This window comes from Pseudarthrobacter chlorophenolicus A6, assembly GCF_000022025.1.
Taxonomy (GTDB): Bacteria; Actinomycetota; Actinomycetes; order Actinomycetales; family Micrococcaceae; genus Arthrobacter; species Arthrobacter chlorophenolicus.
The window spans coordinates 3,477,863-3,493,410 of the sequence record NC_011886.1 but is presented as its reverse complement, the minus strand read 5'-3'; the positions used below and the strand labels follow the sequence as shown (position 1 = coordinate 3,493,410).

The window sequence follows — 15,548 nt, the reverse complement described above, 5'->3', positions numbered from 1 at the left end:
CCGCTAGCCGTGGACGGCGGTCCGTGCTGCCCTGGCAGGGCCGCTGCTGGAACGCACCTCAAGCCGCGGCTGGTACCTGCTGCCCGGGGCGTCGTTTTCCTCCTTGCGGATGAGGGCCCGGAGCTGGCGCCAGGCCTGCTCGCCCAGCTCCGTGATGGGCACGGCTGCGGTGGTGAGCGCCGGCGTCGTGTATTTGGCAAAGGGAATGTCATCGAAACCGGTGACGGACATGTCGCCCGGGACGTCGATGCCGCGTTCGTGCAGGCCGCTCATGAGTCCCATGGCTACCAGGTCATTGAAGGCCAGGATGCCCGTGGCCCCTGACTCCAGCACCGCATCCACAGCCTCGTGGCCGGTGTCGAAGTCCGAGCCGCCTTCAAGCATGGTGACGTCCACGTGCGGGTGGGCGGCCTTGAACGTTTCCAGCCCCTGCAGGCGCATTCCGTTGGAGGCACTGCGCGGAGGCCCTGCCAGGAAGGCCAGCCGGGAGTGGCCGAGTTCCACCAGGTGTTCGGCCAGGTCCTGGACACCCTGCCCGTAGTCCACCACCAGGCTGGGCACGCCAGCGGTGGCGGTAGTGCGGTTTATCAGTACCAGCGGGTGCAGTGACGGCGCGATCTCTTCGAGCTCGGCGTCGGTCATGCGGGGCGCGCACAGGACAAGGCCGTCGCAGCGGCGGCGGGCCTCGCCGGCCAGGATGGCCTCCTCGCTGGAGACCTCGAAGGAGTCCGCGATCAGAACGCGGTAACCGTCCTGGGCGGCGGCGCGGCTCAGCCCGCGCAGGATGGCCTGGAAGGTGGGGTTGGCCAGGTCCGGCACCACAATCCCGATGGTGTCCGTCTTGCCCAGCGCCAGGCTGCGCCCGACGGGGTTGGGCTGGTATTTTAGCTCGGCCGCAGCCGCGCGTACACGGGAGGCGATCTCAGGGTCCACCGTGTAATTGCCGTTCATGACGCGGGAAACCGTGGCGTGTGAGACGCCCGCCTTCACGGCGACATCCGCGATGCCGATTCGGCCGGTTGCCGATTTCCTGACCATAGGGAACCTTTCCTAGCGCCACGGACTTGGGGTCCCGGGCCGGATTGCCAGCGCTGCAGCAGCTTCCGGCCGCCTGATGGCGGTGTGTTGAGAGACAGCATATAACGCGATGGGAAAGCGATTTCTATTGTTTTCCCGTGTTTTCCCACGCTTTTCCCGGTTTTCCGGGATCGCTGGACATCCCTGGGGTAGAAAACGCTTTCTCCCAGTACCCATAATGGTTGACGGAAGCAGGTTGCTGTTGATACAAATTCTATAGCGAACCGAGAAAACGCTTTCTCAGCGGTGCTGCAGTGCACCGCGCCACCTCCCCGGATCACCGAACAGGCCGGGCACCAGTCTTCGAAAGGGACCCCATGGTCAACACAGCCGAATCGAGTCCAGCAGTGGCAACCGGAGCGCACCCCGGAAACGGCGGAAAAGCCCGCTTCGCCCTGATCGGTACCGGCGGACGCTCCGAGATGTACATCCGCGCCATCTTTGGAAAGCACGCAGACACCGCGGAGCTCGTGGCCTTCTCCGACGTCAACCCCGGCCGGGTGGAGTTCTACCAGAAGCTGATCCAGGAACTCGGCGCCCCCGGGCCCATTGCCTCGTTCGACCCCAAGGACCTGACGGCCTTCGTCCAGGCCAACAACATTGACCGCGTCGTGGTCACCACGCCGGACTACACGCACGCAGACTTCATTGTCGAGGGGCTGCGCGCCGGCGCCGACGTCGTCGTCGAAAAGCCGCTCACCATCGACGCCGAAGGTTGCCGCCGCATCACCCAGGCCGTGCAGGAGACCGGCCGCAACGTGGTGGTCACCTTCAACTACCGCTACTCGCCCCGCAACAGCGCCCTCAAGGAAATCATCCAGAGCGGCGTGATCGGCAAGGTCACCTCCATCGACTTCAGCTGGGTGCTGGACACGGTCCACGGCGCCGACTACTTCCGCCGCTGGCACCGCGAAAAGAAAAACTCCGGCGGCCTGCTCATCCACAAGGCCTCCCACCACTTCGACCTGGTCAACTGGTGGATCAAAGACGTCCCCGAGCGCGTCTTCGCCTCCGGTGGCCTGAAGTTCTACGGCGACACCAACGCGGCTGAACGGGGACTCGGCGCCCGTCCCGAGCGCGGCACGCCGGCTGCGGACACCCCCGCCGGCGAACGCGACCCCTTCGCCCTCGACCTGCGCGAAGATGAGCGGCTCAAGGCCCTCTTCCTGGACAACGAACACTACGACGGCTACCGCCGCGACCAGGACGTCTTCACCGGCGGCATCACCATCGAAGACAACCTGGCACTGGTGGTGGAGTACCAGGGCGGTCCCCGCCTGAGCTACTCCCTGAATGCCCACAGCCCCTGGGAGGGCTACCGGGTGGCGGTCAACGGCACCGAAGGCCGTGCGGAACTTGAGGTGGTGGAACGCGCTGCCGTCCTGCACAGCACGGACAAGAAGACCGTTGTGGATCCCAGCGCCACGCCTGTCGAGGAAGAGGACGCCGTCCGCCGCAACGGCGAACGCCTGGTGGTCCAGCGCCACTGGGAGCCTGCCTACGAGGTGCCCATCGTCAACGGCGAAGGCGGCCACGGCGGCGGCGACGCCCTCCTGCTCTCCGACCTCTTCAACGGCCCCGGCGAGGACCCGCTGGGCCGGCCCTCCGGGTACCTTGACGGACTCCGCTCGGTCTCCGTCGGCATCGCCGGCAACCGTTCACTCGAATCATCACTGCCCGTGCGCATCGAGGACCTGGACCTCGGCGTCGACCTCCGGCGCGCCCCCTGATGCCCGCACCCACGATCACCGGACCCTAAGGAACAACCATGAGCAGGATCTTTGTCACCGGCGGCTCCGGCCGACTGGGACGCAGTGTGGTGGCGGGGCTCGCCGAAGCCGGCCACCAGGTCATCTCGGTGGACCGCGACGCACTGCCGGCCGAACTGCTGCCGGCGGGCGTCGAACAGGCCACCGCGGACCTGCTGGCACCGGGGGAGGCCCTTCGCCTCCTCCGGGATGCCAGGCCCGACGCCGTCATCCACCTCGCTGCGATCGCCGTGCCGTTCAGCGCACCCGAGGACGTCATTTTTGCCACGAACACCCGGCTCGCCTTCGCCGTCATCAGTGCGGCGACGGAACTGGGCGTCCCGAAAATCATCACCGCCAGCAGCCCCACAGTGCTGGGTTACGGTTCGCCGGCCGGATGGCTCCCGCCGTCGTTCCCGCTGGACGAGCGCACGCCGGCCAAGCCGTGGAATGCCTACGCCCTGTCCAAGCTCATCGCAGAGCAGACAGTCCAGATGTTCGCTGCAGCGCAGGGGGACAGGATCCGGTACGCAGCGTTCCGCCCCTGCTTTGTGATTTCCCCGGAGGAATGGGAAGGCGCCCCCACCCAGCAGGGCCATACCCTTGCCGAGCGGCTTGCCGATCCCGCCCTGTCCGCACCGGCCCTGTTCAACTACGTGGACGCCCGTGACGTGGCGGAGTTCCTGGACCTGCTGCTGGACAGGATGGAGTCCATCCCCAACGGCGAGACGTTCTTTGTGGGTGCGGCCGATGCACTGGCCACCCAGCCCCTGGCTGATCTCATGCCCGGGTTCCTGCCCGGCAGCGACGCCATCAGCGGCGGCCTCACCGGCACCAGCCCCGCCTTCTCCATCGCCAAAGCGCAGGAACTGCTGGGCTGGCAGCCCAAGCGCAGCTGGCGCACAGAACTCAAGTCCCACCAAACCCTCAACGACGAGACCTCCGCGCTGGTAACCGCCGGCAGCGGAACCAAGGAGACATCATGAAATTCGACGGCGTACTCTTCTTCCCCGTCACCCCGTTCACGGCCGAAGGCGCCGTCGACGTGGACCTGCTCAAGGAACACATTGCTTCGCGGCTTCCGTTCGGCCCGGGCGGCGTCTTCCCTGCCTGCGGTACCGGTGAATTCCACGCCCTCAGCATCGAGGAGGTCCGCACCGTGGTCACGGCCGCCGTCGAAGTCGTGGCAGGCAAGGTTCCCGTAGTGGCCGGTGCCGGCGGACCGCTGGGGCATGCCCTCGCCGCCGCCAAGGCAGCCGAGGAAGCAGGGGCTGACGCCCTCCTGGTCCTGCCGCCCTACCTGGTCACCGGACCTACCGACGGCCTGGTGGCCTACATCGAGGCCGTTGCCGACGCCAGCAGCCTGCCGGTGATCGTCTACCACCGCGGCAACGCCAAGTTCACGGCTGCCTCCATGGCACGACTGGCCGCCAACCCCAAGGTGGTGGGCTTCAAGGACGGGCTGGGCGATGTGGGCCTGGCCCAGGAAATCGTGACCGCCGTCAAGGCAACCGGCCGCGAGGATTTCGCGTTCTTCAACGGCCTGCTCACTGCCGAACTCACCCAGGGCGCGTACCGCGGCCTCGGCATCCCGCTTTATTCCTCGGCAGCGTTCGCCATGGCACCGGAGATCGCCAAGGCCTACTACGACGCCTACGTTTCAGGCGACGAGGACCGGCGCAACGCCCTGCTCGAAGGCTTCTACGCGCCCCTGGTCCGCCTGCGCGACCAGACCCCCGGCTTCGGCGTCTCGCTGATCAAGGCCGGCCTGCGCCTGGGCGGCCTGCCGGTGGGCCCGGTCCGTCCGCCGCTGGTGGACCCCACCGACGAGCAGCTTGTGGAGCTCAAGGCCATCCTGGCCAGGGGCTACGAGCTGGCCGGCTGATGAGTGCCCCCGCAGCCGTTGCCGTCCGCACCGTTCCCCGGATCACCGGGCTGACCACCCGGCTCCTGACCGTCCCGCTCCGCCGGCACTGGGGTGCGGAGGCGCCGGAGAACCACGTGATCGCCACGGAGATCCACACGGACGACGGCGGCGCGGGGCTCGGTTTTTCCTGGACCCCCACCATTGGTCCGCAGGCGGTTAAGGCGCTGCTGGACTACGACATCGCACCGTTCGTCACCGGCCTGCCCGCCAACCCGGAAACGGTATGGGATGCGGTGTGGAAACGGCTGCATGAGGCAGGCGGCGGGGGACTGACCACCATCGCGATGGCCGGGCTCGATCTCGCCCTGTGGGACCTGCAGGCGCGCAACGCCGGCACCTCGGTCACCGGGCTGATCGGCCAGCGGCAGGAGTCCGCCGAGGTCTACGGATCAGGGGTGAACCTGCACTACACCCTGGACGAACTGGTGGCCCAGACCGAACGCTGGGTGGCCGCCGGCCACCAGGCCGTGAAGATCAAGGTGGGCAAACCGGACCTCCGCGAAGATGCCGAGCGCGTGGCCGCCGTCCGTTCCGTCCTGGGACCGGACCGCCGGCTGATGATCGACGCCAACCAGCGGTGGGACCTGCCCACCACCTTCCGCGCACTGGAGGTGCTCTCCGAATACGGGCTGGACTGGCTGGAGGAACCACTCCGAGCGGATGACCTCTGGGCCTACCGCAGGCTGCGCAAGCACTCACCGGTGCCCATCGCCCTCGGCGAAAACCTGCACACCATCTACCGGTTCCGCGATTTCATTGAGGCGGAGGCGGTGGACATCATCCAGCCCAACATCATCCGGGTTGGCGGGATCACCCCGTTCCGGCGGATCGTGGAGCTGGCACGGACCAACAGCATCAAGGTGATGCCGCACCTGCTGCCGGAGCTTTCCGGACAGCTGGCGCTGACCCTGGCGGAGCCCACGCTGGTGGAGGACGTTGAAGAGGCGTCCTTCGAGCAGTTGGGCATCCTGGACGGGCCGTCTCCGGTCCGGTTCAGCAACAGCCGGGTCACCCTGGCGGACCGTCCCGGGCTGGGCTTCCGGTTCCGGGATGCCGTGTGAGCACACAGCAACCACGCACTGTAACGAAGAACGTACATAAACAGAACAGGTACCTGACGTGACAACTGCAACGCTTTCCCTGTCCGAGCTGACCGCGGCGGCTACCGAGGCCGCCCGCACGTCGGCAGCGGCTTCCGACGCCGAGCGGGCCGGCTGGCTGAATGCGGTGGCCGACGCCCTGGACGCGAACGCCGCGGAACTGGTGGAGATCGCCGATTCCGAAACCAGCCTCGGCGCTGCCCGGCTGACCGGAGAGGTGGCCCGCACCACCGGCCAGCTGCGCCTGTTCGCGCGCGTCATCACCGAGGGCTCCTACCTCGAAGCGGTCATCGACCACGCGGACCCGTCCTCCACCCCGCCGAAGCCCGACCTGCGCCGCATCCTGAAGCCCATCGGCCCGGTGGCGGTGTTCTCGGCGTCGAACTTCCCGTTCGCCTTCTCCGTTGCCGGCGGCGATACGGCTTCGGCCTTGGCCGTTGGCTGCTCCGTCATCGTCAAGGCCCACTCCGGCCACGTGCGGCTGTCCGAGCGGACAGCGGAAATCGTTGCGGACGCCCTCCGCGGCGCCGGCGCTCCCGAAGGCCTCTTCGCCCTGGTCAGCGGCCGGGAAGTGGGAACAGCCCTGGTGCAGGACCCTGCCATCAAGGCGGTGGGTTTCACGGGCTCCATCCCCGGCGGCCGGGCACTGTTCGACCTCGCCACGTCCCGCCCGGATCCGATTCCGTTCTACGGCGAGCTGGGCAGCCTCAACCCGGTGGTCATTACGGCCGCTGCACTGACGGAACGTTCCAGCGAACTCGCCACCGGGCTGGCGGGCTCCTTCACCCTGGGTGCCGGACAGTTCTGCACCAAGCCCGGCCTGGTGTTCATCCCGGCCGGAACGTCCTTCGCCGCGGACGTGGCCGAGGCCAGCAAGGACAAGCCGGCCCACAACATGCTTACCAGCCGTATTGCCGAGGCTTACCCGGACGGCCTGCGCAGCTTCGCGTCGGTGGAGGGCGTGGACGTGGTGGGCGGCACCGTGGACCAGGATGCTGCGGCCAACGGTGCGGCGCCGGTGGTCTTCTCCACCACTGCCGCAAAGGTGCTGGAACGCCCGGAGCAGCTGCTGGAGGAGTGCTTCGGCCCCACCACCATGCTGATCGAGTACACGGACCAGGAAGAGCTCTCCGCGGTCCTGGCCAAGGTGCCGGGCAGCCTGACCGCCACACTCCACGCCGAGCCCGGCGAGGAGATCGATGCGCTCGTGGAGCAGTTGTCCGGGCTCGCCGGCAGGGTCCTGTTCGAAGGCTGGCCCACGGGCGTTGCCGTGAACTGGGCGCAGCAGCACGGTGGCCCGTACCCGGCCACCACGTCCCTGTTCACCTCGGTGGGCGCGACGGCGGTCCGCCGCTTCCAGCGTCCCGTCGCCTACCAGGACGCCCCGGAAACGGTGCTCCACCCCGCCCTGCGCGAAGAGAACCCGCTGCGAATTCCGCGCCGCGTGGACGGCGAACTGCAGCTTCCGTAGCCAACCATCATCAAGAAACCCCGGGACCGCGGTCCCGGGGTTTCTTTTTGCGTTGGTGGCGTGTCTGCCCGTGCGCCTGCTGCCCTTACAACTCCAGCGTCGCGGGCCGGTCCAGCCCGTTCACGGTGGTGGCGGGCCAGCGGGGATCGACAGTCAGGACCTGGAGCCCGTTCTCCGTGAGCTGCACGGTGTCCTCGATCTTGACGCCCGGGCCGGATGGGTTCCACGTGAAGGCCTGGCCGGGAACCACAGTGTCCGTGGCTGCGGCGGTGACCCGGGGATCGCGGCCTGCGTAGCCGGCCGGGCCGCCCTGGTGGTGCTGTTCCCACTGGTCGGCGCCGAAGCCGTGCCGGGTATACGCGGCCTGGATTTCGGTGAAGATGCGGTCCAGCCGGGCGCCGGGAACCGTCGCGTCGAAAATGTCCGCCTCCACTGCCGCGATGCGGGACTCGGCGTCGCGCTCTTCCGGAGTGCCGGCGTCGAACCTTACCCAGCGGGTGATGTTGGCAACCAGCCCGTCGCGGCGGGCGCAGATGACCGCCATGGCGCGGCGGCCCAGCGGCGCGTGCGTAGCCAGCGGGTGCCGGAACCCGCTGCGGCTGCTGCCGTTGCACAGCAGCACCAGGGGCTCAGCGCCCGCGGCCACCACGCGGGCGGCCAGCGCTGACGCCAGCTCGAACTCCGTGGTCTCCGGGCGTGCAGTGGACAGGACATCGGTCATGATGGCGGCGACGTCAGCACTTAGCCCGGCGTAGCGGGCGCTCTCGGCCGGGAGCAGCTGCTGGCGCGCCGCCCGCAGTTCGGTGGCGGCGTCGGCTTCGGCCAGGAGGGATCCGCCGGGGACGCTGCCGACGGCGGCCGCAGCCTGGTGGAGGTTCCCGTACCAGGGCACGCTGTGGAGGGCCACGCCTTCGGGCAGTTCCTCAGCGGCGATGCGTCCGGCTTCGTTGTTGAATGTCACCAGGTGGTCGCCGGAGCGGTCCACCAGCAGCGCGGCGATGGGATCGCCGGCGAGGCTGATGTGCACGCGGCTGCCGTCGAGGTACCAGGTCAGGGCGGTGTGGGTGGTGAGCAGCAGGGCGTCCTTGCCCGATGCGTCCAGGATGTCCAGCACCCGACGGCGCTTCACCGCGCGGTCCCGGACCGAGGCCGGGGCGGTGCGGACAGCCTGCGGCGGTGCAGCTGTTGTCTGGGTCATGAGAGGTCCCCCTGTTGTGTGATCAGTGCTTCGATGTCGGTTGTGTCCAGGGAGCCGTCGGCCACCAGGACGGAAATGCTCCGGCGCACGGGGCTGCCGGGTTCTGCAATAGCAGGCGTATCCCAGGCGAGGGACTGGCCCACTCCCGGGTAGCCGTCCACCCGGACAAACCAAGGATCGGTGGAGGATTCCGGGGCAACGAACACGAGGGTGGCGTCGCCGGTCCGGTCTGTTCCGGCACCGAAAGTTCCAGTCCAGGCAAGCCACCTGGAGACCGTGCCGTGGACCTCTGCTTCACCGGTTCCGGCAGGTGACCAGACCTTTGCGCCACCGCATTCCGGCAGCCGCCAGAAGAATCCGCCGTAGCCACCCTCGAAGCGGCCGTTGGACCCCGGGCTGCCCAGGCTGACCGGCTGGTCTCCGGCGGGGGAGAGTGCGAACTCAAGGGACAGGCGCCAGGCCGAGGCGCTGACTCCTGTCCAGCTCCAGCGGCGTTCCTCCACGAGGACCGGGCCGCCGTCGGGCCCGTTCCAGCTCAGGCGTTCCTCAAGCCGGCCTTCGGCGCCCCCGGTAACCGCGGCCGTTTCCTCCGCATCCGTGCTGGTGACGGCGATGCTGCCGTGGTCTGGCCGCCAGACGTACTGCCCGGCCTCCCGGGTGTAGGTGCGGCCGCCCCAGAAATTCACGCCGTCCACATCCTGGAGTGCCACGCCGGCGCCGAGGTGCCACACGTGGTCCAGCGGCTGGTGGTCCGTGACTACAGTCCCGGACAGGGTGCGGACGGGGTGCAGGTAGGGTCGCGGCGAGGAGACGGCGCGGATGTGGCTGCCGTCCTGGTAGTCCGCCACGGGGTGCCCGTCCACGGTCAGGGTCCGGACGGGCGGAAGCTGCCGCGCCCAGGGAACGCCGAGTTCGGCGAAGGTGGCCTGCGCCTTGGCGGCGCGGTCGAACAGTTCCACGATGCCGTGCACCACGGGGTGGGCATCGTCGCCTTCGCCCTCCCAGGTAATGTGCGCGGGATCAATCGGCTCCGGCGTTGGTGACGTGCGGATGGCTTCGAGGACCGAAGTGAAGGCGCCCGTGTCCGCCACCGCGGCCAGGAGCGGGGCTCCGGTGGAGCGGGCTTCGAGCAGATTTTCCAGCAGATCGGTGCGGCCGCACTTCTCCCGGCGCTCGCCGTCCGGCGTGCTGATCACTACCTCGTCCTCCGTGTAGAAGAAGGTGATCTCGCCGCGGGTGCCGTGGACGGTGACGGACGGGTTTACCTGTTCAGGCGCGCATAGGGTAAGGGTGCACAGCAACGTGGTGCCGTGGGCGGTCCGGACGCGGATCACCGACGTATCGTCGCTTTCGGTTTCGTGCGCGCGGTAGAGGTCTGTTTCCACGGAAGCGACATGGGCCAGCGTGTGCGCCCCGGCCATGTGCAGGGCGGTGGCTACGGCGTGGGCCAGCGCGTTGGTGGCTACGCCGTCCACCACGTCGACGCCGTCCAGGCTGCGCTTGCCGGCCCACCGGGACCGCTTGAAGTAGGACTTGGTCCGCACCCACTGGCCGCTGGCGCTCAGGCCTAGCACTTCGCCGATGCCGCCGGACTCCACGAGGGTGCGGATGGCCGGGAGGGCATGCGAACCCAGGCTCTGGAAGCCCACCTGGACCAGCCGGCCTGACGACTCCGCAGCGGCCAGGACCTCGTTGAACTGGGCCAGGGACGCCACAGGGGGCTTCTCCACGTACACGTCCAGCCCGGCAGCCAGGGCGGCTGTGGCCAAGGGCGCGTGGGTCTGGATGGGGGTGGCGAGGATGACGACGTCCGCACGGGCCCCGGCAGTTGCCTGCGCTGCCAGAAGGCTGTTGAGATCGGGGAAGACGGCCACCGTGTCCTTGAGCCGGCCGGGCGCCGGCGGGTTGGGATCGGCGACGGCCACGAGCTCCAGGGCCCCTGCCTCTTCCAGCCGGGCCAGGTTGGCAAGGTGGCGTTCGCCGAAGCCATGGACGCCCACCAGGGCGATGCGGGGTACTGCAGTGCCGGCGGCGGCGCTGTCCTCGGGGCGGCTGTCCGGTTCCGCGGTGGCGGAGTGCGAAATCATCAAAGGGTCCTTGGGGTTGGGATTATCAGGAGGCGGGTGACGCTGCAAGGGCAAGGGAAGCGGCCAGGAAACCGATCGCTTCATCCTGCATGGCGGCAGTGAAGACGTGCCCGCCGGGCCAGAAACTTCCGGTGTAGCGGCCGCCGCCGTTCAGGGCTTCCAGAGTCCGGTGGGCCTGGCGCATGCCGTCCTCCGGGAAGAGTTCGTCGGCCAGCGCGTACTGCACCAGGAACCGGGCGGCGGAGCGGCCCGTGAGTTCCGGCCAGTCGCCCAGCTTCCATAGCCCGGGAGTCTGCAGCAGCCAGGAGTGGGCGTCCAGGTAGGCAGGCATCAGGGATTCGAAGGTGGTCATCATGCAGGTCACTACCGAGGCGCGGATTTGGGGACTCAGGGCCGCGAGGGCAAGGGACCGGCCGCCGCCGCCGGAGAAACCGACGCAGCCCAGGCGGTCCGCATCGACGCCGGGCAGGTGGGCGAGGATGTCCAGCGCCGCAAGGTCGTCGTGGGCCACCATGCCGGCCAGGCTGGTGCCCAGCAGTCCGGCGGTCTTGGCAACGGTGTCCTCATGGAACCCTGCTGCCGCGTTGTAGAGATCCGCTTCGGAAGGTACGACGTCGTCCTCCCGCCATTGTGCCCGCCGCGCCTCCAGCGCGGAGGCGGTACGCCACGGAGGCGTTGAAAGGTCGAAACGGCGGCTGCCCCAGGCGAAGGAGTCATGGGCCAGGACGGCGAATCCTTGGCGGGCGGTTTCGGAGGCGAGGGCCCGGCCGTCGTAGTGGCCGGCGCGGGCGGCTGCAGCGGAGGGGTGGCTCTCCGGGAGGTCCACCAGCCGGTCTGCCCCGCCGAACTTGTTGCCGCCGTGGCAGTGCAGGGCCAGGATGCCGGGCAGGGTCTCCGTACTTCCGGCCGGACGTGCCAGCCAGCCCGTGGTGCGCGGGCCGAAGCCCAGCTGCCAGCTGAGCTGGGAGGTGGTGACGTCGTCGTGCGTTACTTCCCAGTGCACCGTGACGGCCGGCCGGCCTGATGCACCGGGGACCCCCAGCGCATCCGCAAGGCCCTGTCCGGCAGGGGTGGCTGCGGTGTATTGCGGATGATTGCGGACATAGGCAGGCCAGTCCTCATAGCCGGCGATGGCGCTGGGCCTGGAACTGTTGGTAACGGCTGCCACTGGCCTGCCTCCTGTCTGATGTCATGCGTTGGTGCGAAGAAGCACCGGCCGCGGTCGGGCTGACTGCGGCCGGTGCACCGGGGTGGCTACCCCAGGTTCGAATTGACCTCACTGATGACGCCCTTTGCCGCATCCTGCGGCGAGATCTTCCCGAAGAGTACATCCGTGTTGTATCGGTTCAAAACTTCCAGGGTGGAAGAAGAACCTGCCGGGAACGGCTGGGGCGGCTTGACGTCCAGCTCGGCGATGCGGTCCAGGTATCCCGCCTCCTTCTGCTGGGTTTCCTTCAGCAGGGGGGTGATGCCCGCCTTGAGATCGGTGTTGGCGGGCATGCCGCGGTCACTCTTGATCTTGCTGGCAGCATCCATGTTGTTCACCAAATAATTGATGAAAAGGGCAGCTTCCTTGGACTGGGCGGACTTGGACGAGATGGCGTACTCCATGGAGGAGCGCAGCCAGGTTCCCGGCTGCTTGCTTTCCCCGGGCAGCTTCACCATGGTCAGGGGCGCACCCGAGTAAGAGGTCATCTGGTTGCTCCACGACACCTTCATCGCCTGCTTACCCTGGCCCATCAGCGTCAGTTCCGGCTGCGCTGAGCCGTCTTCGACGGTCTGCGACGCGGAAGGTGCGCCGCCGGTGTCCATGAGTTTCTTGTTGAACTCAAACCACTTGGCGAGGGTGCCCTCGCTGATACCCATCTTCTTTCCGTCGTCCGTGTACAGCTCTTCGCCGCTCTGGCGTGCCCAGACGGCAACGAACGAATCGTTGGACATCGGCGTGGTGCCGAAGGTGCCGGCGGGGGAGTTCTTGCTGATCTTGGCGGCAATATCGACGTAGTCGTCCCAGGTCCAGGTTTCGTCGTCCGGCAGTGGTACGCCGGCGGCTTCAAACACTGTGGGATCAAGGACCATGGACATGGCATTGACGCCGGCGGTGATGGTGTACTGCTTGCCGTCCAGCTGGCCCAACTCCACGGTTCCGTCGGCAAACTTGGAGGTATCGATCTGGTCCTTGACCTTGTCCAGGTCCAGCAGCACCCCGCGCGACGCGTATTCGCTGGGGTAGGAACCGCTCATGGCGAAAACGTCCGGGGTGGTGCCGCCCGCAATCTGCGTGGCCATCTTGTCCCAGTAGGAGCTGAACTCAGTGTTCTCGCCCTGCACCTTGATGGTGGGGTTGGCCGCTTCGAAGTCCTTGATGACTTCAAGCGTGGTTTTGGCGCGGGAATCGTTGCCCCACCAGGCGAAACGGATGGTCACGGGATCCTCCGCCGTGCCGACCTTTCCGGCCTGCGGACTGCTGCCACAACCTGTGAGCGCCAAGGCCAGTACGGCTGTTGCAGCAGCCGCCCCCATTACAGACTTCTTCCGACGAAACCTCATTGTCCTGCCCCTCAGGTGGTGTTCTACAGTTGAGTGATGCCCGTTACAGAAAACGCTTTCTCAAAAACTAACAAAGGGCTATACAGGAGTCAAGAAACCGTTTACTTTGGTACGGAGCCGCTTTTTCATCCAGTACCTCCAGCGGCCGGTCCCAGCCGGTTTCCACAACGGTTCCAGGACGGCGCGGGGTGCTGACACTCATCGCCCCGGCGATGACCCAAAACGTGGAGGCCACGATGACCAAAGGAGACCACATGGCCGCAAAGCAGATACCCAGGGCACCGCGCCCGGCAGGAATGCCGGTTGCGCCGGGCCTGACGCATGGAGCGGGGGAGCGGCGATGAGCGCCATCAGCGAGCTGAGCTCCCTTAGCCGGCGCAAGGGCAAGGCCACTGCCGAGGAGAAGAAGGCGAATGGCCGGGACAATAAGGCCGCGTACATCTTCTTGTTGCCGTGGCTGGTGGGCCTGGTGGCCATCACCATCGGCCCGATGGTGATGTCCCTTTACCTGTCCTTCACGGATTACAACCTGCTGCAGCCGCCGGAATGGACCGGGGCGGATAACTTCATCCGGATGCTCAGTGACGCAAGGTTGCACAATTCCCTGCGGGTGACGTTCACTTACGTGTTCGTGGGTGTCCCGCTGCAGCTGGCGGTGGCGCTGCTGATCGCTCTGGTGCTGGACAAGGGCCTGCGCGGGTTGCCGTTCTACCGCTCGGTGTTCTACCTGCCGTCCCTGCTGGGCGGTTCCGTGGCTGTGGCCATCCTGTGGAAGCAGATCTTTGGCACCACCGGCCTGGTGAACCAGGTTCTGGCGATGTTCGGGATCCAGGGTCCGGGCTGGATCTCGGATCCGGGGACTGCGCTGGGGTCCATCATCCTGCTGCACGTCTGGACGTTCGGTGCGCCGATGATTATCTTCCTGGCGGGCCTGCGGCAGATTCCCGTGATGTATTACGAGGCAGCCAAGGTTGATGGTGCCACCACGCTCCAGCAGTTCTGGCGGATCACGATGCCGATGCTGAGCCCGATCATCTTCTTCAACCTGGTCCTGCAGATTATCGGTTCGTTCCAGTCGTTCACGCAGGCGTTCATCGTCTCCGGCGGCAACGGCGGGCCGTCGGACTCCACGATGTTCTTCACGCTGTACCTGTACCAGAAGGGCTTCGGCCAGTTCGACATGGGCTACGCGTCCGCCATGGCGTGGGTGCTGCTGCTCATCATCGGCGTCTTCACCGCCATCAACTTCATCGCTTCTAAGTATTGGGTTTTCTATGACGACTAACCTGGAGACGCTGCCCGCCTCGGACAAGAAGTCCGCAGGGGCCGGTAAGCCTACGAACCACCGCAAGCCCCGCGAGTCCCGCGGCACCTTGGCCTTCAGCCGGGCGCAGCGGACCAAAGCGCTGACGAAGCACGCCATCCTGATCCTGGCCGGCGGCCTGATGATCTACCCGCTGCTGTGGATGGTTGTCTCATCCCTGCGGCCCAACGAGCTGATCTTCCGCGAACCGGGACTCTGGCTCAACAGCCTGGAGATGAGCAACTACACCTCGGGCTGGTCCGCACTGACCCACCCGTTCGGCCACTACATGATCAACTCCGCGATCGTGGTGATCGGATCCATCCTGGGCAACCTGATCTCCTGCTCGATGGCCGCCTACGCCTTCGCCCGGCTGCAGTTCACCGGCAAGAAGCTGTTCTTCGGCATCATGCTGCTGACCATCATGCTGCCGTTCCACGTCATCATCGTTCCCCAGTACATCCTGTTCTCCCAGATCGGCTGGGTAAACACCTTCTGGCCCCTGATCGTGCCGAAGCTGCTGGCCACGGACGCGTTCTTCGTGTTCCTGATGGTCCAGTTCATCCGCGGCATCCCGAAGGACCTTGATGAAGCTGCACGCATCGACGGCGCGGGCCATCCCCGGATCTTCCTGCGGGTCATCCTGCCGCTGATGGTCCCGGCCCTGGCCACCACCACCATCTTCACCTTCATCTGGACCTGGAACGATTTCTTCGGCGCCCTGATCTACCTCACGGACCCGGATATGTTCACCGTTCCCGTGGCACTGCGCGCGTTCGTGGACTCCCAGTCAGCCACCAGCTGGGGCTCACTGTTCGCCATGTCTATCGTGTCCCTGCTCCCCGTGTTCCTGGTGTTCCTCTTCGGCCAGCGGTTCCTCATCAAGGGCATCGCCACCACCGGCATCAAGTAACCCGCCCACCGCAAAACCCGTGAACGGCCCGTCCCTGCGGCGGGCCGTTCGTGCGCCCGCAGCCTGGCGCCGGCCTGCCGGAGCTCCCGCTACCAAATCGCAACAAACTTGTCGCCCGGACATCTTGTACTACAAGTTGACCACTTGTAGCATTGGAACCAGAAAGCGCTTTCT

Annotated in this window: 12 protein-coding genes; 7 read left to right on the top strand and 5 right to left on the bottom strand. The window is 66.9% G+C overall.

Annotated features, from left to right (window positions below; genetic code table 11):
* Window positions 1-3: 3 nt before the first annotated feature.
* Complete coding sequence (locus tag ACHL_RS15770) at window positions 4-1,038, bottom strand: LacI family DNA-binding transcriptional regulator (protein WP_015938297.1); 1,035 nt, start codon at window positions 1,036-1,038, stop codon at window positions 4-6.
* 356 nt (window positions 1,039-1,394) lie between these two features.
* Here ACHL_RS15770 and ACHL_RS15765 point away from each other — a divergent pair, with 356 nt between their 5' ends.
* The 5 genes from ACHL_RS15765 to ACHL_RS15745 are packed head-to-tail and all read left to right on the top strand — an operon-like array spanning window position 1,395 to window position 7,323.
* Entirely contained in the window at window positions 1,395-2,807 is a 1,413-nt protein-coding gene (locus ACHL_RS15765; protein ID WP_015938296.1) for a Gfo/Idh/MocA family protein, read from the top strand.
* A 38-nt stretch (window positions 2,808-2,845) separates the two neighbouring features.
* Window positions 2,846-3,811, top strand: a complete 966-nt coding sequence (locus ACHL_RS15760; RefSeq protein ID WP_015938295.1) for an NAD-dependent epimerase/dehydratase family protein — start codon at window positions 2,846-2,848, stop codon at window positions 3,809-3,811.
* Window positions 3,808-4,710 (top strand): 5-dehydro-4-deoxyglucarate dehydratase, encoded by a 903-nt coding sequence (locus tag ACHL_RS15755; protein WP_015938294.1) that lies wholly within the window; start codon window positions 3,808-3,810, stop codon window positions 4,708-4,710. Before ACHL_RS15760 ends, ACHL_RS15755 begins: the two co-directional genes overlap by 4 nt.
* Window positions 4,710-5,813, top strand: a complete 1,104-nt coding sequence (locus tag ACHL_RS15750) for a mandelate racemase/muconate lactonizing enzyme family protein (RefSeq protein WP_015938293.1) — start codon at window positions 4,710-4,712, stop codon at window positions 5,811-5,813. Before ACHL_RS15755 ends, ACHL_RS15750 begins: the two co-directional genes overlap by 1 nt.
* A gap of 58 nt (window positions 5,814-5,871) precedes the next feature.
* Entirely contained in the window at window positions 5,872-7,323 is a 1,452-nt protein-coding gene (locus tag ACHL_RS15745; RefSeq protein WP_015938292.1) for an aldehyde dehydrogenase (NADP(+)), read from the top strand.
* A gap of 85 nt (window positions 7,324-7,408) precedes the next feature.
* Here ACHL_RS15745 and ACHL_RS15740 read toward each other — a convergent pair whose 3' ends face one another.
* From ACHL_RS15740 to ACHL_RS15725, 4 genes are all read right to left on the bottom strand, one after another.
* Window positions 7,409-8,521 carry a M24 family metallopeptidase gene (locus tag ACHL_RS15740; RefSeq protein WP_015938291.1) on the bottom strand — a complete coding sequence of 371 codons (1,113 nt, stop codon included), beginning with the start codon at window positions 8,519-8,521 and terminating at the stop codon, window positions 7,409-7,411.
* The gene (locus tag ACHL_RS15735; RefSeq protein ID WP_015938290.1) at window positions 8,518-10,608 is read right to left on the bottom strand and encodes a DUF6807 family protein; all 2,091 of its coding nucleotides are present in this window, start codon (window positions 10,606-10,608) and stop codon (window positions 8,518-8,520) included. Before ACHL_RS15735 ends, ACHL_RS15740 begins: the two co-directional genes overlap by 4 nt.
* Before the next feature lie 25 nt (window positions 10,609-10,633).
* Window positions 10,634-11,776 carry an acetylxylan esterase gene (locus ACHL_RS15730; RefSeq protein WP_015938289.1) on the bottom strand — a complete coding sequence of 381 codons (1,143 nt, stop codon included), beginning with the start codon at window positions 11,774-11,776 and terminating at the stop codon, window positions 10,634-10,636.
* Between the two features lie 86 nt (window positions 11,777-11,862).
* The gene (locus ACHL_RS15725; protein WP_171908906.1) at window positions 11,863-13,158 is read right to left on the bottom strand and encodes an ABC transporter substrate-binding protein; all 1,296 of its coding nucleotides are present in this window, start codon (window positions 13,156-13,158) and stop codon (window positions 11,863-11,865) included.
* 340 nt (window positions 13,159-13,498) lie between these two features.
* On the opposite strand from ACHL_RS15725, the gene ACHL_RS15720 reads away from it, so the two are divergent.
* Together ACHL_RS15720 and ACHL_RS15715 are read left to right on the top strand one after the other, a co-directional pair.
* Window positions 13,499-14,443, top strand: a complete 945-nt coding sequence (locus tag ACHL_RS15720) for a carbohydrate ABC transporter permease (RefSeq protein ID WP_015938287.1) — start codon at window positions 13,499-13,501, stop codon at window positions 14,441-14,443.
* Complete coding sequence (locus tag ACHL_RS15715) at window positions 14,433-15,374, top strand: carbohydrate ABC transporter permease (RefSeq protein ID WP_015938286.1); 942 nt, start codon at window positions 14,433-14,435, stop codon at window positions 15,372-15,374. Before ACHL_RS15720 ends, ACHL_RS15715 begins: the two co-directional genes overlap by 11 nt.
* Window positions 15,375-15,548 lie beyond the last annotated feature (174 nt).

Bases quoted from the DNA above. Each gene is read 5' to 3' on its own strand.
- ACHL_RS15750 (WP_015938293.1), top strand. From the start codon at position 4,710: ATGAGTGCCCCCGCAGCCGTTGCCGTCCGCACCGTTCCCCGGATCACC.
- ACHL_RS15735 (WP_015938290.1), bottom strand. From the start codon at position 10,608: ATGATTTCGCACTCCGCCACCGCGGAACCGGACAGCCGCCCCGAGGAC.
- ACHL_RS15740 (WP_015938291.1), bottom strand. From the start codon at position 8,521: ATGACCCAGACAACAGCTGCACCGCCGCAGGCTGTCCGCACCGCCCCG.
- ACHL_RS15770 (WP_015938297.1), bottom strand. From the start codon at position 1,038: ATGGTCAGGAAATCGGCAACCGGCCGAATCGGCATCGCGGATGTCGCC.
- ACHL_RS15760 (WP_015938295.1), top strand. From the start codon at position 2,846: ATGAGCAGGATCTTTGTCACCGGCGGCTCCGGCCGACTGGGACGCAGT.
- ACHL_RS15765 (WP_015938296.1), top strand. From the start codon at position 1,395: ATGGTCAACACAGCCGAATCGAGTCCAGCAGTGGCAACCGGAGCGCAC.
- ACHL_RS15725 (WP_171908906.1), bottom strand. From the start codon at position 13,158: ATGAGGTTTCGTCGGAAGAAGTCTGTAATGGGGGCGGCTGCTGCAACA.
- ACHL_RS15715 (WP_015938286.1), top strand. From the start codon at position 14,433: ATGACGACTAACCTGGAGACGCTGCCCGCCTCGGACAAGAAGTCCGCA.
- ACHL_RS15755 (WP_015938294.1), top strand. From the start codon at position 3,808: ATGAAATTCGACGGCGTACTCTTCTTCCCCGTCACCCCGTTCACGGCC.
- ACHL_RS15720 (WP_015938287.1), top strand. From the start codon at position 13,499: ATGAGCGCCATCAGCGAGCTGAGCTCCCTTAGCCGGCGCAAGGGCAAG.